17 protein-coding genes are annotated in these 25,073 nt (G+C 58.0%); 7 read left to right on the plus strand and 10 right to left on the minus strand.

Annotation, left to right across the window (positions count from 1 at the left end; genetic code table 11):
- Position 1: 1 nt before the first annotated feature.
- Genes ftcD through miaA form a run of 4 tightly spaced genes read left to right on the plus strand, consistent with a single transcriptional unit; the run spans position 2 to position 4,398 of the window.
- A complete protein-coding gene (ftcD, locus tag VGL38_12000; GenBank protein HEY3296151.1) occupies positions 2-1,042 on the plus strand; it encodes a glutamate formimidoyltransferase in 1,041 nt (346 codons plus the stop codon).
- A gap of 12 nt (positions 1,043-1,054) precedes the next feature.
- A complete protein-coding gene (locus tag VGL38_12005; protein HEY3296152.1) occupies positions 1,055-1,711 on the plus strand; it encodes a cyclodeaminase/cyclohydrolase family protein in 657 nt (218 codons plus the stop codon).
- Positions 1,704-3,461: a DNA mismatch repair endonuclease MutL gene (gene mutL, locus VGL38_12010; GenBank protein HEY3296153.1), complete on the plus strand. Its 1,758-nt coding sequence runs from the start codon at positions 1,704-1,706 to the stop codon at positions 3,459-3,461. The genes VGL38_12005 and mutL overlap by 8 nt, the downstream gene beginning before the upstream one ends.
- Before the next feature lies 1 nt (position 3,462).
- A complete protein-coding gene (gene miaA / locus VGL38_12015) occupies positions 3,463-4,398 on the plus strand; it encodes a tRNA (adenosine(37)-N6)-dimethylallyltransferase MiaA (GenBank protein ID HEY3296154.1) in 936 nt (311 codons plus the stop codon).
- Positions 4,399-4,601: 203 nt separating this feature from the next.
- On the opposite strand, the gene VGL38_12020 is transcribed toward miaA, so the two are convergent.
- The 7 genes from VGL38_12020 to VGL38_12050 all read right to left on the minus strand — a co-directional run bounded on the left by VGL38_12020 (position 4,602) and on the right by VGL38_12050 (position 16,651).
- On the minus strand, positions 4,602-6,266 hold the full coding sequence (locus VGL38_12020) for an ATP-binding protein (GenBank protein HEY3296155.1): 1,665 nt from the start codon (positions 6,264-6,266) through the stop codon (positions 4,602-4,604).
- Complete coding sequence (locus VGL38_12025) at positions 6,263-7,396, minus strand: response regulator (protein ID HEY3296156.1); 1,134 nt, start codon at positions 7,394-7,396, stop codon at positions 6,263-6,265. Before VGL38_12025 ends, VGL38_12020 begins: the two co-directional genes overlap by 4 nt.
- 11 nt (positions 7,397-7,407) lie before the next feature.
- Positions 7,408-8,046 carry a histidine kinase dimerization/phospho-acceptor domain-containing protein gene (locus tag VGL38_12030; GenBank protein HEY3296157.1) on the minus strand — a complete coding sequence of 213 codons (639 nt, stop codon included), beginning with the start codon at positions 8,044-8,046 and terminating at the stop codon, positions 7,408-7,410.
- A gap of 319 nt (positions 8,047-8,365) precedes the next feature.
- Positions 8,366-13,519, minus strand: a complete 5,154-nt coding sequence (locus tag VGL38_12035) for a C25 family cysteine peptidase (GenBank protein ID HEY3296158.1) — start codon at positions 13,517-13,519, stop codon at positions 8,366-8,368.
- 95 nt (positions 13,520-13,614) lie between these two features.
- Positions 13,615-15,240 (minus strand): flagellar assembly protein A, encoded by a 1,626-nt coding sequence (locus VGL38_12040; GenBank protein ID HEY3296159.1) that lies wholly within the window; start codon positions 15,238-15,240, stop codon positions 13,615-13,617.
- A 90-nt stretch (positions 15,241-15,330) separates the two neighbouring features.
- Positions 15,331-15,771, minus strand: coding sequence for a hypothetical protein (locus tag VGL38_12045; protein HEY3296160.1), 441 nt, complete (start codon positions 15,769-15,771; stop codon positions 15,331-15,333).
- A gap of 97 nt (positions 15,772-15,868) precedes the next feature.
- Positions 15,869-16,651 carry a citryl-CoA lyase gene (locus VGL38_12050; protein ID HEY3296161.1) on the minus strand — a complete coding sequence of 261 codons (783 nt, stop codon included), beginning with the start codon at positions 16,649-16,651 and terminating at the stop codon, positions 15,869-15,871.
- Positions 16,652-16,854: 203 nt separating this feature from the next.
- Here VGL38_12050 and VGL38_12055 point away from each other — a divergent pair, with 203 nt between their 5' ends.
- Entirely contained in the window at positions 16,855-17,901 is a 1,047-nt protein-coding gene (locus tag VGL38_12055; GenBank protein ID HEY3296162.1) for a PDZ domain-containing protein, read from the plus strand.
- A 117-nt stretch (positions 17,902-18,018) separates the two neighbouring features.
- Here the strand turns inward: VGL38_12055 and VGL38_12060 are convergent, their stop codons facing one another.
- From VGL38_12060 to VGL38_12070, 3 genes are read right to left on the minus strand one after another with little or no spacing between them, the layout of a single operon-like run.
- Complete coding sequence (locus VGL38_12060) at positions 18,019-20,049, minus strand: hypothetical protein (GenBank protein ID HEY3296163.1); 2,031 nt, start codon at positions 20,047-20,049, stop codon at positions 18,019-18,021.
- A complete protein-coding gene (locus VGL38_12065) occupies positions 20,039-20,713 on the minus strand; it encodes a hypothetical protein (GenBank protein HEY3296164.1) in 675 nt (224 codons plus the stop codon). Before VGL38_12065 ends, VGL38_12060 begins: the two co-directional genes overlap by 11 nt.
- A 34-nt stretch (positions 20,714-20,747) precedes the next feature.
- A complete protein-coding gene (locus VGL38_12070) occupies positions 20,748-22,274 on the minus strand; it encodes a T9SS type A sorting domain-containing protein (GenBank protein ID HEY3296165.1) in 1,527 nt (508 codons plus the stop codon).
- Between the two features lie 106 nt (positions 22,275-22,380).
- On the opposite strand from VGL38_12070, the gene VGL38_12075 reads away from it, so the two are divergent.
- Together VGL38_12075 and VGL38_12080 are read left to right on the plus strand one after the other, a co-directional pair.
- Complete coding sequence (locus VGL38_12075) at positions 22,381-22,821, plus strand: NUDIX hydrolase (GenBank protein HEY3296166.1); 441 nt, start codon at positions 22,381-22,383, stop codon at positions 22,819-22,821.
- Positions 22,822-22,997: 176 nt separating this feature from the next.
- Positions 22,998-25,070, plus strand: a complete 2,073-nt coding sequence (locus VGL38_12080; protein HEY3296167.1) for an ABC transporter permease subunit/CPBP intramembrane protease — start codon at positions 22,998-23,000, stop codon at positions 25,068-25,070.
- Positions 25,071-25,073: the final 3 nt, after the last annotated feature.

Below are 25,073 nucleotides of genomic sequence, written 5' to 3' on the forward strand. Positions count from 1 at the left end.
AATGTCAGCCATTGTGGAGTGCGTTCCCAACATTTCCGAGGGGCGCGATCTGAAGAAAATCCAGCGGGTCGCTGATACGGTGAAGACCGTGCCGGGCGTCAAACTGCTCGACGTGGATCCCAATGCGGATTATAACCGCTGCGTGATCACCTACGCGGGCGAACCGGCGGCTTGTGTGGAAGCCACCGTGCGGCTTACCCGCGCGGCCTACGAAGAAATTGATATGCGCACGCAGCACGGCAGCCATCCGCGCAGCGGCGCGGTGGACGTGGCGCCGTTTGTGCCCGTGCGCGATATTCGCATGGCGGAGTGCGCGGAACTGGCGCGGCAATACGGCAAGCGTGTGGCCGATGAATTAGGAATTCCGGTATTTCTCTATGAAGCCGCCGCTTCGCGACCCGAGCGCACCAACCTTGCCAACGTGCGCAAGGGAGAATACGAAGCCCTCGAAGAGAAACTGAAGCAGCCCGAATGGGCGCCGGACTTCGGCCCGGCCAAGTTCGTTCCGAGCTTTGGCACCGTGATTACCGGCGCGCGGTTCTTCCTCGTGGCCTACAACGTCAACCTCAAGACCGCCGATCTTGACGTAGCGCAGGAGATCGCGCTGCATGTGCGGGAGATGGGCTGGCCGTTCAAGGAGAAGAACGGCGAGGATCTGCTTTCCGCGACGGGGAAGAAGGTCTTTCATCCCGGGCCGCTGCTGAATGTGAAGGGCATGGGAGTTTACCTCGACGAGGATAAGTTCTGCCAGATTTCGATGAACCTGACCAACTACCTCATCACCGCGCCGCACATTGCCTTCGAGCAGGTCAAGCATGAAGCCGCCTCGCGCGGCGTGGAGATTCACGGCAGCGAAGCGGTGGGGCTGATTCCGCTGGAGGCGATTCTGCTGGCGGCGGACTATTACGTGTGGCGCGACAAGCTCGAGCGCCCCAAAACCGAACGCGAGGCGGTGCAACTGGTGCATGACATTCTGGATCTGTCATCTTTCCGCCCGTTCGATCCCGAGAAGAAGATTATCGAATACACCTTGGACACCTAACACTCGCACATCATGGATACACCTTCCAAAGAATTTCCCGCCAAGCTTGTCTATCAACCGGTGATGGGTTTTGTCGAGCAGGTCGCCTCCAAATCTCCGGCTCCCGGCGGCGGCAGCGTGGCTGCGCTGGCCGGAACATTGGGCGCTTCGCTGTTGACGATGGTCATAAACTTGACGATTGGCAAGAAGAATTACGCCGACGTCAGCGTTCGCTTTACCGACATGCGCGTCAAACTCGAAGAATTGCGCGCGGCCCTGACCGGCCGCATTGACGATGATACAGCGGCGTTCAACCGTTACCGCGCGGCCAACAAGCTGCCCGAGCGTGACGACGCCGAGCGCGCGCTGAAGCAAGCCGAACTGCTGGCCGCCACCGAAGAATCGATTCAGGTGCCGGAGTCCACTATGACTCTGTGCCTTGAAGCCTTGGGTTACGCGGCCGAGGTCGCATCCAAGGGCAATGTGAATTGCGTATCGGATGCCGGCACCGGCGCGGAGATGCTGCTGGCTGGACTCGAAGGCGCGGCGGCCAATGTACTGATCAATCTGCCCGGGCTGCCTGCCGATCAGGCTCCGGCATACCGCAAGAAGGTCGAAGACGCGCGGACGCGCGGACGCGCGCTCTTGAATGACGTGCGCCGCGTCGTAGGAGAGAAGCTCGTTGGGTGACATCCACATCCTTCCGGAGAACGTCGTCAATCAAATCGCCGCGGGCGAGGTGGTGGAACGCGCGTCCTCCGTTTTGAAGGAATTGGTGGAAAACGCCCTCGATGCCGGCGCGCAGCGCATCCAGATCTTCATCAAAGGACATGGCCGCGACCTCGTGCAGGTGATTGACGACGGCGTGGGCATGGCGCGCACAGACCTGCACCTGGCCTTCGAGCGCCACGCGACGTCCAAGCTGCACAGCCCCGAGGACATCTTCAACATCCATACGCTGGGCTTTCGCGGCGAGGCGCTGCCGTCCATGGCATCGGTGAGCTTTGTCGAAGTGCGCACGCGACGGGACGGTGAGCCGAGCGGAACCATGATGCGGCTGGAAGGCGGCACGATTGTGCACGAGGAGCCCGTGGCGGCGCCGCACGGAACCTCCATTTCGATTCATTCGCTCTTCTTCAACACTCCGGCGCGGGCCAAATTCATGAAGAGTGCCGCGACGGAACTGGCGCATCTGGTACGAACCTTCAAACATTATGCGCTGGCGTACCCGGAAGTGGCGTGGAGCTTCAACAACGACGGCCATCTCGAATACACGCTGCCGTCTTCGTCGTTGATTGTGCGGCTGGAGGATTTGTTCGGCTCAGGCTTTGCCGCCAAGGTTCTGCCGCTGGATTTTGAAGGCGGGGGCATGCGGGTGACGGGTGTGGTGGGTCTGCCGGAACTCAACAAGAAGTCGCGCGGCGATCAATTTACCTTTCTCAATCGCCGCCCGATTCAGAGCCCGATGATACACTCGGCCATCAAAGCCGCGCTGCGCGAGCAGTTGGAGGATGGCGAGTGGCCGTTCTATGCGCTGTTCCTCGACGTGCCCGCCCCCGATGTGGACGTGAATGTGCATCCGGCGAAGACCGAAGTGAAGTTCGCCGATGAGCGGCTGATTCACGGCACCGTGTATCGCGCCGTGCGAATGGCGCTGCCCAGCGTGCTCACCCAGGAACCGATGGGGGACCGCCCCGGAGATCCGGTGGATTACACCCGCATGGGTATGGCTCCCCGCGCAGGCACAACCGAGATGTCATTTTCTTCAGACAGCTACCGCACGGCTCCGCCGTTCGCGTCTCCGTCCGAGGCGGCGCGCACACCGGAGATCAGCGAAGGCGCGGACCGCAAGGAAATGGCCGACTCGCTCTTCCGTCCTGCCATCTATCAGGTGCACGACAAGTACCTGATTTCGCAGATCCGTTCGGGCGTGGCAATTATTGACCAGCATGCCGCGCACGAGCGCATCCTCTATGAGCGCGCGCTGCGCAGTTTTCAGGAGCGCATGTTCAACTCCCAGCAACTGCTGTTTCCGCTGCTGCTGGAGTTGGAGCCGGAAGAGGACGCGTTGTTCAGTGAAGTGCGTGAGGATCTGGGCGACCTCGGCTTTCAGATCCGCGATTTCGGAGTGCGGACCTACAGCGTGGAAGCGGTGCCCGCAGGGCTCAAGCGGGCCTCGGAGGTGAGCATGATTCACTCGATGCTCGAAGAATATGCCGAATTCCGCCGCGCCAATTTTGCGCCGCGCGATGCATTGGCCGCGGGGTTTGCCTGCCGCAGTGCTGTCCGCGCGGGAGACTCGCTGAGCACCGAAGAAATGACCTCGCTGGTCGATGAACTCTTTGCCTGCAAATTTCCCCTGACCTGCCCGCACGGGCGCCCCACCGTGATTCATATCAAGCTGACCGAACTTGACCGCCGATTCAAACGAACCGAGTAATATGCCGCGCCTGCTGATTCTGGCCGGAACCACGGCGGTGGGCAAGACCGACGTTTCCATCCCCCTTGCGGAGTTTCTCAAGGGGGAAATTGTTAATGCGGATTCCCGCCAGATCTACCGTGAACTCGAGATCGGGACCGCAAAGCCAACTGCGGAGCAACTGGCCCGCGTGCGCCATCACTTCATTAACGAAAAGTCCATACGCGAGCGCTGGACCGCCGGGGATTTTGCGCGGGAAGGGCGGAGGCGGACTGAAGAGATTATCGCCCGCGGCAAGGTGGCCCTTGTGGTGGGCGGATCCATGCTCTATTTGAGAGCGCTGATGGACGGCTTCTATGATGCGGATGTCGAAGACGAAAGCGATTACGTGGCGCTGCGGAAGGAACTGGCCGAGCGGGGCGAAGAGGTCCTGTATGCGGAACTGCAGCAATGCGATCCGGAGCTTGCGGCCCGCACCGCCCCGCGTGACCATCACCGCCTGTTACGCGGATTGTCGGTTTATCGTAGGCATGGCACCCGGCTCTCCGCATTGCAGACGCTGCCCACCAAGCCAATCGAGCAGCCTTTCCGGCTGTTCTTCCTGCATGCCGACCGCGCGCAGACGTATGATCGCGTGAACCTCCGCGCCGCGCAAATGGTGGAAGACGGCCTGGTGGAGGAGGTCCGGGCCTTGATGGACGCCGGTTGGGATGAGAGCAATTGCAATGCGCTGCGCACTCACGGCTATCAGGAGGTCTTTCCGTATCTGCGCGGAGAGATTACGCGCGAGGCGATGATCGAAGATATCCAGATGGCCGTACGCCATTACGTCAAGCGGCAGCTCACGTGGTTTCGTCGCGACACCCGCGCCGTCTGGATCGAACGGAGATTCGATGAACCGCCTGAAGAGGTTGCCCGCAGAATTGTACGGGAGTATGTGATGCAGGCGGATGTGTAGGCCGCGGATTCCCATTCGAAAACCAGCCGGCACCACGCGGGAGCGCAGCGAGCTGCGCAACTACTTCGGAATATGATCGGACCGTAGTTGCACGGCTTGCTGTGCCCCCTTCTTGAGCGTAAACTCGCCGGGCATACTATTCAAAATGAAAAAGCCCCGCAATCGTAATGATTGCGGGGCTTCCATGTCTCAGGATCTGCCGTTCAGTTTCTGGCGGTCGTGAAGTCCGAGCGTTCGTGGGAAGAATTGGCGGCGATGGGGATGTTCAGTGTAAAGGTTGTGCCTTTGCCCAGTTCGCTGTCAATCAGAAACTTCACGCCGTAGGGCGTCAGGAGCCGCTGCACCGTGGAGAGGCCGAGGCCTGTGCCCGTCGGCTCAGAGCCGTCATTTTGCCCGGCAATCGGTTTCGTCGTGTAGAACGGGAGGAAAATCTTCTCGCGGCTCTCGGGATTGATTCCGCAGCCGAAGTCGCGTACGGTGACACAGATGTCGCCGTCTTTAACGACCGTGCTGACTTCCAGCCGCTTCTCTTCACAGGCATGCATCGCATCGAGCGCGTTCCGCACGATGTTCATGATGGACTGCGAGAAGTCGCTGTAGCGGCCCATAATCGTCGGCACTTCGTCCGCAAACGTGAATTGCTTGGTGACGTTGTGCTTGAACTCCATGTCCGCCTCGAGGAAGCGAAGCTCTTCCTGCAGGAGCTGATTCAGGTTGATCTCCTGAATCGACGTGTCCTGCTCCTGGCGGCTCTTCCACATCAGGTTGCGCACGATGCCGTTGATCCGCTCGACCTGCGTGATGACTCCGTCCACGTCGCTCAGGTCTTTCAGTTCAGGGTGCTTCAGCTTGATAAGCTGCGCCGCGCCATAAATTCCCATCAGAGGAGTATTGATATTGTGCGCAATGCCCGAGGCTAAGAGGCCGATGGCCGCCAGCCGCTGCTCGGCCAGCAATTCCATCTCCATCAGCTCGGTGCGCTCGCGAAGTTCGATCTGATCGGTCAGGTCGCGGGCGACGATCTGCAAGTAGGATTGATCATCGAGGGCCACGCAACCGATGGACACCTGCGCCGTCTTTGTGGTCCCGCCGTTCACCGAAAACTTGATGTGTTCATAGCGCCATTCGCGCGGCTTGGATCCATTTCCCGAACCCAGCGCGTCGGCCATCTGATCGTCCACAAAATCGCGGATCGGGCGGTCCATCAGGTCCGAACTGCGCACACTGAGCAGCCGCGTGGCGGCAATGTTGTGATCACAGATCGTCCCCGTGGCGGCGTCCACCAAAAAAATAGCGTCCACCGCGCGGTTGAAAATGGCGCGGTAACGCAATTCACTCTGACGGAGCTGCTCCGTGCGCTTCTCGACGAGTTCCTCGAGGCGCCGCCGGTAAGCTTCGTTTTCCGCCGTCAGCCGGGTCTGCTCTGTAAGGAGCGAGTATTTTTCGTAGGCGCGCGCGACAATATGCACCAGCTCCTCGCGGCGGCAGGGTTTGGGAACATATTCGTACGCCCCGTGCTGGAGCGCCTCCCGCGCCGTGCTGATCGTAGGATCACCGGTGAACATGATCACCTGGGTCGCACCGCACTGGCACTTGATGTGCTTGAGCAGTTCGGTGCTGTTGCCCGGCAGGTGAACATCGCAAAGAATCACAGCGTAAGACTGTTCCTGCAGGACCCGGTAGGCTTCCGCCACATCGCGGACGGAATCCACTTCCCAGCCCTCCACCCCCATAAAGCCCTGGACGATCTGACAGATAATCTCTTCGTCGTCCACTACCAGAAGTCGTCGACTGCACGGCTTAATGTGACCATTGTCACGTCCTGTGGCAGCCGGAGACGGTTTCACCGTCTCAAGGTCATCGTTCATGCAATTCCTCGTGAGGATACCGCTATAGACATGGAATCGGCGGCTCGGGACGAGCCGGAAGGCGGAGCGGCGAGAGTGGTCTCAATCAGACTCTGAAGCTCAGTAATCCGGAAAGGTTTTCCGAGGAACCCATCCGCCTTCCACTTGCCTGCGGACTCCTTGGCACGATCTATCCCATAGCCTGTAACAAGAATTACAGGGATTAACGGGTCATGGGTTTTGATCGACGTCAATAGTTCAAGTCCGCTCATATCTGGCATGTGCAAATCCGATACCACCAGATCCACCTTTTCCGCAAGGCACACGCGGTAGGCTTCACGTCCCCCGAACGCACAAACCACATCATACCCCAGCGTCTCCAGAATCTTGGCGAGCGTATGGACCATGAACTGTTCATCGTCCACCACCAGAATTCGGATCTTGTTCGGCGCGGCAGCCTGCGGCCGGGCAACCTTGGAGTCGCTGCCGTCCACATCCACCATGTAAATCGAACCGCTGGAATATTCCTTTATCTTCGGATCCACAATCTTGGCCAGCCGCTGAATCACCGTCTTGATCTTCCCGACTTCCTGGCCAATGAAATCGAGGGGCTGGTCTACTTCATCCGAGCCCGCCATCAGTTTCAGGCGGATCAGCTCGATGCTGTTGAGGATGACATTCAGCGGAGTATTGATCTGATCATTCACCGTCACCGCCGTCTGGGCGATGGCCTGCATCTTCTCCGCGTCCAGTTCCTTGGTGCGAAGTTCGCGCCGGAGCTGCGTGCGCTCGATGCCCATTTTGACGCGGAATAACAGTTCGTGCTCATCACACGGCTTGATCAGATAATCGTGCGCCCCGAGGCGGAGTGCTTCCACGGCGGAGCGGACCGACGCATAGCCCGTGACCACAATCACGACGGCGTCGGAGTTCTTTTCGGCGGCAAACCGGACTACGTCGAGGCCGCTGACACGCGGCATGAGCAGATCGGTGAGAATGACGTCGAAGGACTCGGCTTCGATCTTCTCCAGAGCTTCCCGCCCTGAAAATACCGGGGTAACCACGTACCCGGCGCGCGCTAAAATTTCCTTGAAGCCCGCTAAAACCAGCGGATCGTCATCCACCAGCAAAACTTTGTGTCCACTACTCATCTTATTCTCCACTAATTCATCCGAATTCGAAAGCAAAGCCGGATGCCGCACAGAGATGCATGGTCAAACCTGAAATCGGGTTCGCCGCCGGCAAGCCTTGTCATTTCATCAATAATCACTGCAAGACCGGAACATACTGGGTGGTCCGTAATGCCACCCCACGATTCAGCCGTGTCCGACGATTCCCGCTCACAGATGAGTGCCACACGGCCATCCGTCAAATCCAAGCGTATGTGTACGCTGCCGCCCGTCGGAACCGGCAGCGAAAAGGCCTCTCTAACCAACCGCACCGTCTCCGGCACCAGCGCGTGAAAACGCACTTCACGCGGGGCCGTGATGGTTACCTTCGTGTGAATCGACCGCTCTGCGAACGAAGCCCGCAGAAGCTCTGCAAAGCTCTCCACCGAAATCGTTTCGGCTTCACGTGGCAGATTCTCATAAACCGCCGACAAACTTTGAACAATCTGGGATAGCCGGACCAGCCCGCCGTGAACTTGCTCTAAACGTTCCCGCGTACCCCTGTCCGCTTCGCTCTTGCACACCGTTACCAAGGCTAACACACCCTGCAACGGATTATTCAACTCATGCGCAATTGCCCCTGTGACTCGGGCTATCGCCTGCTGACGACTCAGTAATTCTTCCGTTTCCAAGGACATGCGGTCGTTTGTGAAAGCTTACAAAAACGTGTGCCCGCAGATCCGAAGTGCGGTTCTTACCATTAGATAATTTCTTGCTCAAAGTAATTCAGTTTCCGCCTGAAAGCAAGCCTTAAATGATAACGTGTGCAAGATACTTCCCAATGGATATACTTAGTAGAATAGTAGGCGGTGAATGAGATAGATTGAGCCATTAGGCTCAGGATAGTACATATAGCAAAGCTGCTCCTGAATACACAGGAGCAGCTTCGATGGAGAGCGTATGTCTCACATGATCGCACGAGAATTCACGGAAAATCTGCGCGGCGAATTCCTACTTCAAGTAGGCAATTTTCCCGGTCAGGTGAACATCCGGCGCGTCCAATCGCACAAAGTACACTCCCGATGCCAATCCGATGGGTCGCCACGAAAGATGGTACATCCCCGCAGGCTTGACCTCGTCCACCAACGTTGCGACCTTACGTCCCTCCAAATCGTAGAGGGTGAGCTTGACTCGCGAGGCCCGAGGTACGCTGTACTGAATCGTGGTCTGATCGTTGAAGGGATTCGGGAAGTTCTGAGCCAGTTCGAAACGCTCCGGTTGAAGAGCGGTCGGGGTGTCGGATACGGGCAGATCTTCCTCCAGCACCACAACATCATCAATATACCAACCCTCGGCCTGCCCTTGGGCATCCGAGGAGAACCAGAACCGCAACTGGGCTCCATCATACGCCGGCAAGCCGGAGAGGGAGATACGCCTCTCTTCCCAGCCGTCCGAGGTCCCGCTGAACTGGGTCAGCATCTGATAGGTGGACGGACCTGTCTGAAGCTGAACGTGGCAAACATCGGCAGCATCCGCCATAGTATAGCGCGTCCGGAAGATCAAGGCACCGGTTCCGGAAAAAGTGAAGGCCGGTGATCGCAAATAGGTATCCGCGCCATCGGAATACAGGTGCGTGGTCTCGCTGCCGCAATAGAAAGCATGCGTCGGCGAGTAAGATTCCCGGTTCTGGACATGCCAGATGGAAGGTGTCCCGTAGACAGACCAATAGGCGGTGCTGGTTTCGAAGTCATCAAACAACGCTGCCCGGCCAATCATGACGACGGTCTGCTCTGTCGACTGCACAGAACCGGAGAGAATCGTAACGTCAATGGGAACGTTGCGGGGCTCGCTGCCATTGGGCGAGACGGACACTCGAATGGGTGCAGCGGATTCCCGTGTTGAATTGCCGGAAATGGTGCCGAGGTAGACGGTGGAATCCAGCAACGTGAAGAGGGAATCAAGCGACCGCAGCCGCACGGTCACATTGGTGGCCTGACCCAGGCCGTTATTGATGATGCGGGGATAAATTTCACCCTGTTCACCAAGATTCAGGTGACCGTCGCCGTTTCCGCCAGGTGCCGGGTCGGCAATGCGTAGGCCGTCCAGAGCCAGACCGGGCCGCATGGCAAGGTAATTTACTGAATAAGGCCACGCGGTTCCGAAACTGTCAGTCAGCACAATCTGCAACACAAACGGTTCGCCGTCACTGATCACCTGCGAAACCCTGAACACAAAAGAGTCGGTGGCGTAGCGCAGAGAGTCCTGCGGCACGGTCCCGAAATAGGCCACCGAATCGAGAATCGTAATCCGGTTGCCGCTATAGCGCAGAACCGCGCGAACGCCAAGTCCCAGATTGCCGCCCGTGTTGGACGCGCCCGGAGTCAACTCAATGGTCTCGCCGGGATTGAACTCATGATTGTTGTTGCCGCGGCTGGCGCCCACGGAGTCGTCATCCATCAGGGGGGGCATCCCCGCCAGCGCCGGGCCGGAAATCCGCAGTGCAGGCAGTACCATACAGGGAGTGGCGTCGCCGGAAAACCGCACCGCAAAGTTGCTCACATGTCCGTCGGGCGCACTGGGCAACAGTCTCACCCGAACCGCGTTGCTGACAGCCGTATCGCCGGGAGCGATGGGGGGAAAGGTAAGCGCCGAATCCAGTCTCAGCACATACGGATCCGTTGACCGCAGCGTTCCGCTTTGGGCTGTCGCCGTGGAAGCGCCCGTATTCTGCAGCCGGATGGACAATTGAATCGTCTCGCCGTTTTGCGGCACGCCGTTATGGTTACCCTGCGAGCCGTTCAGCGAATCATCGTCTACCACGTTGCCGGCATAACCGAAGTATCCGACCCCCTGAGGGCGGCCCGTGGTTACCAGGATCGCGTGCTGAGACCGGATCAGCGACATTCCCGGCGACCACTGATTGGCGTACGTCAGTTGCAGCGCGTATCCCTGACCCTTATCCTGAATCCCGATGGTGGAATAGTTGTCCCAGGAGTCCGCGTTATTGAAGTTCTGGTATTGCATCAGCAGGTCGCCGTCGCCGGTGCGCGTCCGCCAGCAGGAGGTGTCATACAGCATGAGCTGGAATGTCTCTTCCGTGTTGTCGAACTCATTGGTGACGTGACTCCACTCGATCACAAACCGGCCGCCTTCCACGTCGTTATAGGTGCACACGTGTCCCGAGCCGATCATGGCAAGGTCGTCCCAGAAGACGCAGACCATATTATCCGGGGAGGCAATCGCGGGCAGCGAATAGTTGCGGAAGAAGCTTGCGCTGGTGAGGCCAAACGACACGAAGCCGTTGGAGCACACCGAGAGATGGTCATAGCTGACGCCGTAGAAAGAGAAATCAAAGGGCAGCGCAATGCGCACGGTTGTATCCTGCCCGCCTCCGCCATCGGGAATATTCAGCACGGTTCCCGGGCCCCCGCGCGACGGATCGATTTCCATCCACGCATAGGCAGGCGCTTCGGCATATCCAGTATCCGAACTCTGGAAGGCCCGGTAACCGTAGCCATCCGGGTGGGACGGATCGGAGCCCTGCAAATTGCCGATGGGCAACGCAAAGGAGACGGGAGAACTGATGCCGCCTCCGCTGGCGATCACATCCGTCTGTGCCCAGTCGCCCGGATAGAAGGCTCCGGTATGCACCTGAAATCCCTGCCCCACGGGCAGGACCGTCTGCCCCGGAAGAATCATCGAGTAACTCACACTACTGTCCGTAACGGTCAGCCGCGGGTCGCGGGAGCGCAAAACCACGGTGGACGCGGGAAGCGTGCTCCGCCCCAGATTGGTCAGACCGAGCGCAACACGCGCGGTGCTGTTTGGCGCTGGATTGCCGTCCACGCCATCCGTCCGTACCGTGGTCACACTCATATGCGGCGCATGAATATCCAGCGGCGTGTCCCAGGTGAAATTCCCCGGATTGATGGACCATGTCAATCTGCCGGTCTGTCCATCTCCGCAGGAAACCGCCACATCTGCGGTCAGAAACAACGTATCACTCTCCGCTCCCGGCGCAAGGGCAGGAATCGGCACGCTGTTGTCCACAACGGACACCGCCGTGCTCTGTGACACAAAGGACAATGTCCCTGCGCTGAATGACACCGTGCCGTAGTTGTGCAGCACCACAGCAAAGGCAAGGCGCTCGCCCGCGTCCGGTATACCGTCGCCGTTGCCTGTCGATCCGTGCGTGCCATTGTCTACCAGCAGCAAGGCACGTGACGCCACACTGGACGCGCGTGGGGAAATGTTCAGCGTGTATAGGTGAGGTTCGTAACGCGGCTTGGTCAGCGTCACCTGCACGTCGCCACTTGTGGTTTGCGGCAGCGTGAGTATGACATTCCCCGCCGAATCGCTGACCGCGCGGCTGAAGACACTGTCCACGGTCTTCACCGTCGCCCACGCCCCGGCAAGAGGCTCGCCGTCTTCGGCTGCTTGAAAGCTTAGTGTGGGCGTTCCCGCGGGAAGCGTATCCGGCAGCGTCGCCGTCAAGTTGCGCGCCGGACCTACAAAGAAGGTCAGCCCCGGGTCGCCCAGCAGGTTGTAACAGTAGAAATAGAAGGAGACCGAGCGGTTCGGGTCTGCGTTCTGATTGTCCACATTGTTGGGAAACTCGCGCATGAGCTCGAGCTTACCGCGCAGCATGGCCGCGCCCAGCGTCTGCACATTCTCGAAAATGATGCCTTCGTAAATCCCCGCAACGTTGGTATTATTCCAGCGCGTCTTGGTGTCCAGTTCGGAGGGGCCGATAAATCCGATAGCGCCGCGCGGATTGGTCGGCGTCCCCGCGCGCAAAAATGCTTCGCCGAGACAAGGATCGACGCTGCTGTCGAACGCGCCTCCGCCGCAGACAATGCTCGTCACCACCGGCAGCATTTGGCCGTTGGTCAACGCCGTAACATTGGAGACGGCATAGTAGGGAAAATCCCATGCATCCGGCGCCCCGAAACCGCGATAAGCCACAAAGCTCACCCCGGCATTAATGGCGGAGCTGATTTGCGATGCGTTTCCCGGAGGAGCAGGAACGGAATCCAATTCCGTGTACCCATGTTCCAGAAACTGCCGCCCGATCCACTGCAAGGTCGGCCAGGAAGAGTTGTACGTGGGGTAAAAGGATGGCGAACTGCGTACGCCCGTAATCAGCAGCCGCGAACGCCACGCGCCCTGCGGCTGGTACGGCTGGCTTTCATAGCTGACACACTTGTTGATCACGGTCTGAAATTCCTGCCCGCTGTCTACAGAAAGCCGCCCGATGAACACATCCGGCAGCCAATCGGTGCCGTCGAGCAGAGTATAGGGATGATCGGAAACATTCCACGGGTGATAGAACCCCGGCACCAGCCACGAGGCCAGCGGACTTGTGCCATCCACATCACCGATCAGCATCACAAAGACAGGCGGCTCCTCGAGAGTGTTGTACGCATTCTGGATATAGGACTTGATCTGCTGATTGGTGGTCCCCGTCTGGTCCGTGGTTGCGACTCGGACGGTGTGTCCCCTTGCGCGTTTCCAGTTGACAAAACTGCTTAAGGCCGCGCCCACATACGCCGGAGGTGTGATAATCAGATACGCTTCGGGCTTTGCTTCCGGCTCCGGAACCACTTCATCGAGATTCGCCGCCACACCGCGCGCCAGATCGTAGAAGCTGCGGGAGAGCTTGCGGGTCTCCAACGGACGGCCATTGCCCACATACCGAACGTCGAAATCGCATTGCTCGCAAACCCGCAGGCTTTGCCCGTCATCCGATGGCTGAAGCGCGTTAATCGCCAGACTGGTGAAGTTCATCCCGCGCATCGTCATCACCGCTGAAGCTCTTACCAGCGGTTTGGGATCCGACAGCACCTGCGTGGCAATCGAGTCCGGTACTTCACCGGCATTTACCGCCCGCCACTGAGCTGTTCCTACAGTAATCTGCACCTCGCCGGTTCCCCCGGGCAGAGCCCAGAGCACTCCACTGCTGAAGGGCCGGTCAGCCTCGCCCATCTCCGTTTGGCCGTTGGAGCGCACCACCAGCGTGGCCCCGCTCGCATCCGAGCGCGTGGCGGTAACGGTCAATCCATGGGATGTCTGCGGCAATACATCCCGTGATGTTGCCCACGCCACTGTGCAGGTCAGGAACAGTACGGCAATGACCCACATTACAAACGAACGAAGAACGACCATGAGTACTCCTCGAGGAACGCTCACACCAGACGAATAGATGGGAATGGAAAATTCTGAAAATGGGGAAGGAATCGAACATCCGCCGCAGCCTTCGGTCAGTTCGCCTCTGTACTCCCGGCGTCAGCTTTCGACGTCTCCTGCGCGAGCTGAGTGGTGATGTCGCGCAGCTCCGCGCCAATGGCTTTGACCTGCTCCTGAATCTGCGGAATCATCTCCATGACCGTTCGCAGTTCCTGCATTTCGGCGTGGGTATAGTTCGGCGCTCCGGCGGCCTTCTGCTGCTGCAGCCACTTCAACATCTGCCGCTGCGCCGTGCCTTCCTTGACTCCCGCTGCAATCTCCGGCCCGAATAGGTCGACGATCTGCTGCATGTAGTCCCGCAACTCCACCAGGACTTCTTGCCCTGTTGCCTGGCGGTTGGAGAGATACTTGTTCAAATTGATGCGGATGGTCGCGGCCATACCACCCGTATCATTGGTGTGCTGGATGGACGTCTGCCGCAACGCATCGACGCTGCCGCCGATAATCTCGTTGACAATGACGTCCATGCCGGACAACGCAGAGTCCGCTACCCATCCTTCCACCTGCAGGGTGTATTCCGCATGGAGAGTGCAGGCCCGGGCGTCACCGTTGATACACAGGTGGTATCCCGAGGTGATGTTGGCCTTGGTGGCGCTGCCCGAAATGCGCAGTGATTTCGAGCATTTAATCACCGCACCTTCACCCACATTCCCCTCAATGTAGAGCGGGGCTTTGCTGCGAATGCGCGATCCGGGTTCCACGCTGCCGAAGATCGCCGTCGGTTCCGTCAAATCCAGATTGAGCACTTCGGTGGTCTGGATGGTAGACAGCGGCAGAACAGACGCCGTGAGCTTCAAGGGAATCAGGTCGCAGGTGTCGCGGCTGCGCCGGTCATGGCCTGCGCGTTCGAGCACCAGCAGCCCGTCCTGCAGAGCCATAAGCTGGGTCTCGCGCGCCACCAGCTTTACACCGGTGCCGGCCACCAGCCTCGTAGAAATTCCCGGACACGGTTCCAACTCGCGTCCGAAGACATTTCGTCCCCACTTGTGCCCCGCAGTAGATGTGGACGCTTCCGCCAGAAACTCTCCGCGCACAACGGGACGCGTCCCTACCCACGCGGATGTGAGAAACTGCTCCTGGTAGGCCGGAACGCCATAGGTCAAACGCGAACTCTGCCCCACGCCCGGCGGCGTTCCCCGGCCAATCTCCACACCCTTGACCGGACAAAGCCGCTCTTCCATTTCCAGCAGAATTTGAGTGACGGTATCCCAGTTGATGCAGCCCGTGTCGAACCCGCCGCTCTTCAAATGCACTTCCACCGCTTGCCGTGTCAGCGTGCGTTCGAATTCGTCGTATGGGAAGAAGGTCGCCTCAATCCGCATGTCCGAGAACAGCGTGCCGTCTTCCAGTTGCAGCGGCAGCGCGCGGAAGACCGGCGCACCCGAGGGCACATCCTGCTTGGTAATCTGCATCTGCACCAGCAGCCCATGACGCGTCACCTGCTTGCTCAGCAGTTGCTTGTATTCCAGCATGGCATCCGGAATGCCGAATTGGCTGGCCAGTTCCTGCTTGACCTCCCGCAGGCGGTCGGAAATCTCACCGGCGGAAAGCTCCGTGTCCGGGAAGAGCACCTGAACCCGCCAGGAATTGTATCCCTGGCTGACCAGCCGTACACGTCTTTCGGGAGTCGGTTCGGACATTGCTGTGACGGGTCCAATGGGTTGCAATTCGACGACAACAGTAAAGATAGCATCGTCCAGAAGTGCAAACACCGCGCCGCGAATCGTTCGCTAAGCGCGCCGCCTGTGGTATCTTAGATCATCCCCCAAGTTCAGCACATTCTGCAGTGCCGCCTTGCGCTGTTGCGCTTCATCCTGAAACACAGGCCCCAGATCCGGATACGCTGTAAGCAGATTGTCATACAGCACTACCCCGGTCTCCTCGATCTGCTCGCTGCGCTCTACCGCTTCTTCAATCGAAATGGTTGTTTTGCCCCAGGCAAGTCCAAAGGCAGGCTTTTTGAGCACGTCCTTCAACGCCAGTGTCGACAAAAATGCGTCGGCTTCGAGGGTCAGCTCCTGCACGGCTGCCATCAGTTTTGTGTCCGCCACCACGGGCTGCACCGCAGACGCAAGCTGTTCGCGCAGTGTTTCATGGGGAATGCGCGGCAGCAGCGTGCTATAGAAGTCTGCCCGGTTCTTCAGATATGTTAGTAAAAGGTGTTTCAGCATTCGGTAGACATTCGGATACGGAAGAGGTCTCTGCATCCATGCGCAAAGACCTCAAAAAATGTGCTCAGGCATTTGTGTTGCGGGACGGCAGCCGCAATTAATCCGGCAGAGTCGTGCCGCGCGGTCCGTCATATTCGGGCTTGGACTGTCCAAAGGGCCGCATCGGTTTCTCGCGCGTGCGCTCTTCGTTCGCGTGGGCGATCAGTCCTGCCGTGCGGCTCAGGATAAAGAAACCCTTACCCAAGCCGTAGGGGAAGCCAAGGTCGCTCATCAGGGCGGCGATGATCCCGTCCACATTTAGCGGAAGCGGTTTGCCTCCGGAGTGCTTTTCCAGCTCATCTTGAATGGCCAGCGCCAGATCGGTCGCCTTGCCACGCAACTTTTCCCGCTCGGCGATCTCTATCAATTTGAGTGTGCGGGGGTCGCGTTTGTAAATCCGATGGCCGTATCCAGGGATACGTTTTTGTTTTTCTTGAAATTCCTGAACAATCAAGGCGGCCAGTTGGGCGGTGTCGGGAATCTCATCGCGGGTCTTCAACCAGTCTTGGAACAGACGTGCACATTCCTCAATCGCACCGCCGTGGGAATCGCCAATCGCCAGGATTCCACCGGCTACAGCGGCATTCATAGGATTTCCGCCGCTCATCACGACTCGGGTGGCCAGTGAGGACGGGGGCGTAGTTCCATGATCTACGGAAGATACGAGAATAGCATCCATCAGCCGAGCCTCCGGCTTGGTCGGAGGGACGCCCTTCCACAGCAAGTAGACCATCGCTCCAAAGCTGAAGTGTTCCATGGCCTCTGTGATCTCGACTCCTCGGACAACCAGTTTGCCATCGGAGGTGTCGGTGATGGCACTTTTCCAGGTTTCTGCGGGCATTGCTTCGGTTTCTCCTTTGTCATTCTGCAACCGCAGAGTATAGGATTTTTTAGGGTGAATCGCAATGAATCCCGGGCGGTGAACGGATTTATTTGCGGAAACTCTGGAACCCGCGGGGCACTAAATCGTACCAAGAGTAACATGGCACAACGAATGGACTTCATCAGTAAAAGCAAGGGTTTGAAAGTCTTGGAGAATACATTATGAATCGGCGAACGTTGGGTTTCGTCCTCCTCGTTACCGGACTTCTGGCGCTGGGAGTGGTGCTGGTGGCCATGGCGGCGGAGAAGGACAAGAGCCAGACCAGAGCCTACATCGGCATCGTGCCGGGTGAGTTGACTTCGGATCTGGCCCAGCAGTATGGCGTCAAGGGCGGGGCGGGGGGCGGCGTGCTGGTGGAAGGCGTGTCGTCGAGTTCACCCGCTCAGGAAGCCGGGCTTCGGGAAAACGATGTCATCACCAACCTGAACGGCAAGCCGGTTACCGGGCCACAGGAATTCCGGAACCAGATATCCAAAATGAAACCCGGTGATGAAGTGGATCTGGCATACTTGCGCGGCGGCACGGAACACACGGCCAAGATCAAGCTTGCCGAGCGCGAAGATGTCACGAGCTGGATGCCGCACAACATGAATTGGAATTTCGAACGACGCGCAGAAGGTCAACCGTGGGACTGGCGGCAGGCCAAGCCGGGCGAAAAGATGGCCTATGCCGGACTGCTGACCGAGGATTTGAGCAGCGGACTGGCGAATTACTTCAAGGTGGACAAAGGTGCGCTGATCAATGAAGTGATGAAGGGTTCTCCGGCGGAGAAGGCGGGGCTGAAGGCGGGGGATGTCATTACCCGGCTCGATGGCAAGACGGTGGAAGGGGAGAGCGACGTGCGCCGCGTGATCCATGACCACAAGCCCGGCGATCAGGTCGACTTTGTGGTGATGCGCGAAGGCAAGGAAGAGGTGCTGAAGGTGACGCTCGGCGAGCAGACGTCGCACAACGACACCGGCGACCTGTTCCGCCTTGAGCATGACAGTCTTGGCGGGCTGACGCTGGTCCCCGACCAGCAGCAGATGGACGCGCTGAAAGAGAAACTCCAGGGCCTGCGGATTCACATCGAGGATCTGGGCGACAGCCTGCAATTCCACATGAAGGATTTTAAGATTCCGCCGATCCATATCAACGTGAACGAATTCGACAACGAGCCCATTCACCACCGGGCCATCCACTCCGAGCACGGCACGGCCACGGTCTAAGAAAATTCTGAAAAGCTGAAACGCTGAAAGGGCGCACGACTAAGTGCGCCTTTTCTGGATGGCAGACACTCTTTGTCAACGTCGGGAATATAAGCTACGGTCGATCAGGTTCTCGAATCACTCTGCCGCAGGCCTGCACCTGATAGAAATTGCGCGGCTGAACGGCAAACACTGAATCGATAAAGCTTGTGGCCGTGGTATGGCCGATGGGTGTGTAGGTGCCGAAGTTAGAGGTGGAGGCACGGATAAAGTAGTTATCGACTTCGAAGGTGTAGCCGCTGTCCGACTCGGTGACCGCTTCCCACGCCAGCCGGATGGCATTCGAACCGGTGGGATGGCTGTCAGATTCTGGATGTGGGCGTAGGTGGAATCGCAGCCGAAATCCCCGCGAAAGAAGTGCACCAGTTGGGCTTCTCCGGGGGCAAGAATCACGTCGATGTGATGCTCGCAGCCGGGGGTATTCCAGCACTGATCCGTGACCGTCATATCGCCGAGCGTATGGTGGATGTAATAGGGGTTGGTGTTGAAGGCCGGGGCGGTCTGCACGATCAGCCGGATTTTGCGGGTTTCGTCCGGCAGCGCCCGGCGGTTGACGATCAGGAACCAGTAGTCTTCCCACAGCGGGTCGTAGAGCGGGATCTGCGGATTGCGAAAGCGCGACACCTGCACATAGGGATGCTCTTCGGGAGTCTCCGACCAGCCGCCATTGATCGAATCGAAGGCCTGAATCTGGCTCACGTAACGGTTTTGCAGCGGCAGGCTGGGGAAGCGTGACAGCGTATCCGGTTGCGTAGCCGCATAGGTGGCGTTGGGGTAATTGGTTTCATAGGCGCGGGACGCATAGGTTTTGACGAATTCCAGAGACTCAAGTGTGCGCTCCACCTCGAGGATGTCATTGCCCGCCTTCTTGGCAGCCGAATATCTGCCATCCGAGGCGGTGTCCACGGAAGAGGTTGTATGCGCAAGGTTGTTCGAAACGCCGCACTCGTCTGCTCGCGGATGATTCCAGCGCAGCAATCCCGCCGCGAAGTTCACGGGATACCATAGGATGCCGTCAACATCGCAGGCCACGGCGAGCCACGCGGAGAGTTTCACTTCGTTGGGGGTGGGCTGGCGGATGATCCAGCAGCCTTCACACGTGGAGTCGTTGGGGTCATCATCGTCGCCTTGGATCATGGCCCAGAACTTACGGGTCGGATCCTCTCGGACGAAAGCGATCTGATCCAACAGACCGAGGTGCAAGCCTGCCCATCCGGAATTCATCGGCATCGGATAGGTTTGCATGATTATTGAGTCGCCCCAGAGGTGCTCGTCAATCGTGCACTGTAAGGATTTGGTCCCTTGTACACGATCATTGGGGCAACCGCTCCACACAATATAGGTGCAATCGGATTCGGGGTTGGTATAGAAATCCCGGAAGTTGATATCACAACTCCTGCCGCCGCCGTAGAGATAGAATTCATCCATATGCACCGGCATCGAGACGGATTGGTCGGACATCTGCTGGAACAGCTCGTTGCGCAGGCAGCCGTTGCAGCCGGGCCACCCGGCCTGACCGTTGGTCCACAGGGTGGGTAGACCGGCGTCTTGCAGAATGCGGTTGACCTTCACAAACGACTTGAGGGGTTCCGTCTGGATCATGGTCTGTCCCTGCGGCCATTCGTCATAGTACCAGCCTGCAAAGACCGTATCGCCGTAGATGCCGCGCTGCTGCCGGAAGGCATTGGCAATGACGTTTCTGTAGTGGCTAATCGTATCCGGCGGAGCGGAGAAGAGGCGGTGATAGCCTTCATCCCAGACCTGCACTTCGTAAATTTGAAAAGTCTGATTGTCTCCGGCATAGTTGATGCACATCCGCACGGGCACACCCCAGCCGCCGTTGAAATAATGCCGGTCCGAATTTTCGTCTAAGGATCCTCCTCCAAACGTGTGCCTGTCCGAGTCATTTTCCGTCGTGTTGAACTGATCATCAAGGAGTGTGTATGATCCAGTCGCTCCCGGATGCGGATCAATGGTAAAGTTGATGACGTCCAACGAGTCCGGTCCGTTGCGAAAGCTGTCCACGGTCAGGGCCTGGACGGGATACTGCCACCAGCCATGCCAGTCTATCGTGCCATCACCATTGGTGTCGCGGTCTTCACGCACCATCCAAGAATGAGGCGATCTGCTGATACCCCGGAGGATTACCATTCTTGACGAGATTGCAGGTAATTCGGAAATGCATGGGCATGAAGACATCCCAGCCAAGCAGCGCCTCCCGCCGGTTCCACCCGGCCCAGACGCCCAAGTCTGACTGGGGTTGCCACATGGTGTCCCCCAAAGCAGATCGGCGCTGCACAACTAACGAATCACCACACGTAGAATCTGCCACTGGTGATTTCCAGTTATCGCTGTGGACATATTGGTTGTTCGCATCCCTCACTATGATGTCCCGGTTTTGTGCCTCGAGATACTTGAACGCCTCCGCCGGGTAGCTGGAGTTGAGGATTTTGATGCCGTGGAGGTTATGCCAGAAGTCGGCTGTAAAGTCATCGGCAAAGGGGTAATAGGGGATGACGTGGGTTACGCCCATCTCGCTGAACCAGTTGAACACCTGTTGTTCGTTGGCAGGTCCAATGTTGCCGATGGCCGTGGCGCGCGGGACGTGCTCGTTCCAATAGCAGAAGCTGGAATCATACACTTGGCAGCGATAGTTTACGCCGGAGCGCGCGTCAAAATAGACGGCAATGTCAAAGGCCTGCGCTCCGTGACCGCAATAAAGCAAAATGACGGGAAGAAGTACGCAGGAAAACCGCCAGATCAAGCGATGCATGGGAGCCTCCTCAGGAAAGTACATTAGAAAAACACTATTTGAGCACCATCAGTTTGGTTGTGGTTTGGAGGCTCCCGGAGGAAACCTGCAGCAGATAGAGGCCACTTGCGAGTGCGGATGCATCGTAGCGGTAGCGCACTGTTCCGGCGCTGACCGGCGCGACCGCACGGGACACGGCTTGTCCCAAAAGATTGTAGACGACCAGATTTACCTCCTTGCTATAGGCAGGAAGTGATAGTTCGACGGTGGTGCTGCTATTGAAGGGATTGGGGTAAACGGAAAGGCTGAAGGCGGAAGGATGAAGGATGACAGGATCGGCTGCGGCATGCAGGCCGGAATCGCCACCCAGAATCACCACCTTTCCCCGCTGCGCGGCATATTCGATCCCGCCGTTAGCGCCAATGGCTAAGTCGTCGATATGATCGCCGTTGATGTCCCCCAGATTGACCGCGGTCTTGAAGTGAATGAGGTTGAACGGATCGGTCCAGCCGTAGATCACAAAAACAGGGGTGGGATTGATCCATTGACCGCCAAGGTGGAGTGTCAACACGCCTGCATAATTGTTCTCGCAGTACCCTGCGGCCATTACAATGTCACGGAAGCCATCATGGTTGAAGTCTCCTGCTGAAACGATTCCTCCCGGACCACCTCCTGAGCAGGGGAAGTTCAAACGCCAAGTTGCTGAGGTGTCAATGATGGATGCTCCCCAAATGATGGATGCACCACCTGTCTCACCGTGCGCTACCTCGTCGTACCCGTCGTCGTTGACGTCGGAGAGAATAGTCCCTGAAAATACATCCACGCTAGAGAAGATGTACGCTGGTATAGTGTCGGGGTTCGAACCGCCAAGAAAGAGCGGAGGGCCATAGGATGAGCCGGTATCGCAAATGAAATCCGAAAAGTGATCGCCGTTCACGTCCCTCGTGCCACGAACCGACAGAATGGGGGCGCGGGTCCAGTCGGGCAGTGTATCCATCGGGTTGCCGCCGGCCAGTGCCTGCGATCTTCGGATGCCCGATCCGGCATCTACCAGCAGCAGTAGATCATCAAACCCATCGCCGTTGAAATCGCCTATGGGAGCGCATGAAAGCGATCTAATAACCAGATCGGGTACCTCATGCGGTCCCGGCCCGCCGAAGTAGATCTTGTAAATGTGCGCTGCGGTGCTGTCGCCGAGGTAGCTGGTGAAGATGAACCAATCAGTGTATCCATCTCCATTCAGATCACCGACGGCCTGTGCCCCTCGCACCGCCACCTCTGTCGCCGGATCCTTGACACGCACCATGTAGGGAATTGTGTCGGGCGGGTTGCCGCCGTGGAAGAACTCCACTTTAGGCTCGTTAGGGCTGCCTTGCGGGGCATAGCCCAAGCCGGAGGCATAGACGGCGAAGTCATTGAAGCCGTCGTCGTTCTGATCACCCAAGGCTAAAATCTGGCTGCCGTAAAGGGAGGAATCCCCGGCTCCTTCCCGTGACCAGATGGCGTGCGGCGCATAGGGCTGGGCAGAGGCAAGCGCAGAACAAAACAGGAGTAAGAGTAACAGGTGAGCAACTCGCCACATAGAGGCTCCGTCAAATCGGGTTAAGCTAACTATAATGTAGCCTATCCTGTTTGAAAAATCAAGAGAGTTCTATATCTTGGCGGAAACGTCTTAACAGGAGACTATTTTGGAACTCAATGTAAATTGTCCGAACTGCGGGACCGTGGTCACCACGTACCGCAATCCTTTTCCTACGGTGGATGTGGTGCTTATCCGCGAGGGGCACGTGCTGCTGATTCATCGCAAGAATCCGCCGGAAGGCTGGGCTCTGCCGGGTGGCTTTGTGGACTATGGAGAGTCCGCCGAAACCGCCGCTGCCCGCGAGCTGATGGAAGAGACCGGACTCAAAGCCACATCCCTGCGACTGCTCGGTGTTTATTCCGATCCTGACCGCGATCCACGCTTTCACACGTTTGGTGCGGTCTATCTGGGCACGGCCACAGGCGACGTGAAAGCGGGAGATGATGCCGCCGATGCCCGCTGGTGGCGGGTAGATCAATTGCCCGAGGTTATTGCCTTTGACCATCGCAAGATAATCAAAGACGCTCTGAAGTGCGGGAAGGCTTGAAGAAAAATCTGAAAGGCTGAAAGGCTGAAACGCTGAAAGAAGAGACCCCTCCTGATTCTTTCTTTGAGAAAGGGGGAACTTCAGTGTTTCAGATTTTCAGCGTTTAGATCGGGTTGCTTTCCTGAGCAAGCGTTTGTATATTCAGTGAATATCCGTACCGTTAAGGTGCCTTCTCTATGCAGATGAAACTCGCCAAAACTATTTTCTTCAAAGAGTTGCGGGACATGCTCCGCGACCGGCGCACACTGTTCATCATGGTCGTGCTGCCGATGATCATGTACCCGTTGCTGTTCATCGGCATGATGCAGATGCTGATGTTTCAATTGGGGAAAGTGGAGCAGAAGTCCTCGCGCATTGCGATTGTCGGACGGGAGAACGCCGTTGATCTGGCGCAGAAAGTGGAGAGCACATCCGGCGTGCGGATCACAGACACTCTGAGCTGGCAGGAGAAAATTGTCAATGCGGACATCGACGCGGCGCTGATTATCCTGCCGGGCTTTGGCGACTCGGTTGCGGCCGGGAAAATTCCCACGGTGGAATTGTGTTACAACAATGCCAAGGATATTTCCCTGCGTGCCCGCGACCGGCTGGAAAGCACTCTCTCCGACTACCGGCAATCTGTGGTAGCGCAAAGATTGGTGTCCCTTTCGGCAGACACTACCTTGCTGCGGCCTTTCGCCATTTCCAAACGCAACCTCGCCACGGCCCAGCAGCAGCAGGGGCACATGTTGGGAATGTATCTCGGCTATATGCTGATTCTGATGACGCTGATGGGCGCATTTTATCCCGCGGTGGACATGACCGCCGGAGAAAAAGAGCGTGGCACGATGGAAACGCTGTTGGTTTCCCCCGCGAGCCGCGCCGATATTGTCTATGGAAAATTTGCCGCCGTGATGGTGATTGCTATTACGACGGCCATGCTCAATCTGCTCAGCATGGGTGCGACCGGACTTTACATGATGCACTTTGCGGGCAAGTCCGCCGCATCGGCATTCTCGACCATCGCCATCTCGCCGCTGTCGCTGCTCCTATCACTGGCCCTGATTATCCCGCTGGCGGTGGCTTTTGCGGCGCTGTTTATTGCCATTGCGGTGAGCGCCCGCAACTATAAAGAAGGCACCAGCATGCTCTCGCCGCTGATGAGCGTGGTCATTCTGCCCGCCTTTGTGTCGGTGCTGCCGGGTACAGAAATGTCGCCGCTGCTGGCTGTTGTTCCCGTGGCCAATGTCTCCTTGCTGATCAAAGAATTCATGGCGGGAAATTACCCGTGGCTCTACACGTTGATGGCTTTTGGCAGCATGTCGCTTCTGGCGGTGGCCGCCCTCGCCTGGGCCACCAGCCAGTTCAAACAGGAGGCGGTGCTCTTCCGCCATGCGGAAGACGTGCGCTGGTCGCCCTTCCGCCGCCGTCGTGGAATATTGCCCAGCCCGTTTCCTTCTCCTGGAACGGCGGTTCTGCTGGTCGCGGTTGAACTGATTCTGCTGACCGTGCTAAGCAGCGCCGTGGCGGATCAGGGGGTGCAGCGGATGCTGCTGATTACGCAGATGGCGGTGCTGATTCCGCCGCTCTTCATTTTGCGGCGCGGAGGCTATGAGCAGAAGCGCGTGCTGGCGCTGAAGAAGCCCGCATCCATGGCGTGGCCGGCGACACTGCTGCTGATTTTCGGAGCGTGGATCTTTGCCATCGAACTGGCGTCGTTGCAGAACATGTTCATGCCGTTCCCCAAGGAGATGCTGGAGAAGTTTACCCATTTTTTCAATGACCTGAACAAGATGCCGTTGAGAACGGCGCTGTTCTTTGTGGCGCTGCTGCCCGGAATCTGTGAAGAGTTGCTTTGCCGCGGCTTTCTGCTGCATTCCTTCATCCCGCGCTTCGGCAAATGGGGCGCGGTCATTGTAACCGCCGTGGCCTTTGGCCTGTTGCACATGGATCCCTACCGCTTTCTGGCCACCACGTTTCTCGGGGTTCTGCTGGGGTTCATCGTGATCCGTACCGGGTCAATCTTTCCGGCCATGCTGGCGCATGCTACTAATAACGCGCTGTCTTTCCTTGTAGAAAAGAATCAGGCGTGGATTGCCAAACTGACGTGGCTGGATTCGGAAACCGCGCAGCTTCTTCCGTGGTGGGCCGTGGCGCTATCCTTGCTGATGGTCGGCGCCGGAATCCTGTGGTTAAACCATATCGGCGAGGCTCGTTCCGATGCCGGCGTCGTGACCGCGCCTGTGGTGGTCGAAGAAACCAATTCTTGATGG

The organism is bacterium (assembly GCA_036504735.1).
GTDB lineage: Bacteria > Electryoneota > RPQS01 > RPQS01 > RPQS01 > DASXUQ01.

Excerpts from the sequence above, each read along its gene's own strand:
- ftcD (HEY3296151.1), top strand. The coding sequence starts at position 2 with ATGTCAGCCATTGTGGAGTGCGTTCCCAACATTTCCGAGGGGCGCGAT.
- VGL38_12005 (HEY3296152.1), top strand. The coding sequence starts at position 1,055 with ATGGATACACCTTCCAAAGAATTTCCCGCCAAGCTTGTCTATCAACCG.
- miaA (HEY3296154.1), top strand. The coding sequence starts at position 3,463 with ATGCCGCGCCTGCTGATTCTGGCCGGAACCACGGCGGTGGGCAAGACC.
- VGL38_12020 (HEY3296155.1), bottom strand. The coding sequence starts at position 6,266 with ATGAACGATGACCTTGAGACGGTGAAACCGTCTCCGGCTGCCACAGGA.
- VGL38_12025 (HEY3296156.1), bottom strand. The coding sequence starts at position 7,396 with ATGAGTAGTGGACACAAAGTTTTGCTGGTGGATGACGATCCGCTGGTT.
- VGL38_12035 (HEY3296158.1), bottom strand. The coding sequence starts at position 13,519 with ATGGTCGTTCTTCGTTCGTTTGTAATGTGGGTCATTGCCGTACTGTTC.
- VGL38_12040 (HEY3296159.1), bottom strand. The coding sequence starts at position 15,240 with ATGTCCGAACCGACTCCCGAAAGACGTGTACGGCTGGTCAGCCAGGGA.
- VGL38_12045 (HEY3296160.1), bottom strand. The coding sequence starts at position 15,771 with ATGCTGAAACACCTTTTACTAACATATCTGAAGAACCGGGCAGACTTC.
- VGL38_12050 (HEY3296161.1), bottom strand. The coding sequence starts at position 16,651 with ATGCCCGCAGAAACCTGGAAAAGTGCCATCACCGACACCTCCGATGGC.
- VGL38_12055 (HEY3296162.1), top strand. The coding sequence starts at position 16,855 with ATGAATCGGCGAACGTTGGGTTTCGTCCTCCTCGTTACCGGACTTCTG.
- VGL38_12060 (HEY3296163.1), bottom strand. The coding sequence starts at position 20,049 with ATGGTGCGTGAAGACCGCGACACCAATGGTGATGGCACGATAGACTGG.
- VGL38_12065 (HEY3296164.1), bottom strand. The coding sequence starts at position 20,713 with ATGCATCGCTTGATCTGGCGGTTTTCCTGCGTACTTCTTCCCGTCATT.
- VGL38_12070 (HEY3296165.1), bottom strand. The coding sequence starts at position 22,274 with ATGTGGCGAGTTGCTCACCTGTTACTCTTACTCCTGTTTTGTTCTGCG.
- VGL38_12080 (HEY3296167.1), top strand. The coding sequence starts at position 22,998 with ATGCAGATGAAACTCGCCAAAACTATTTTCTTCAAAGAGTTGCGGGAC.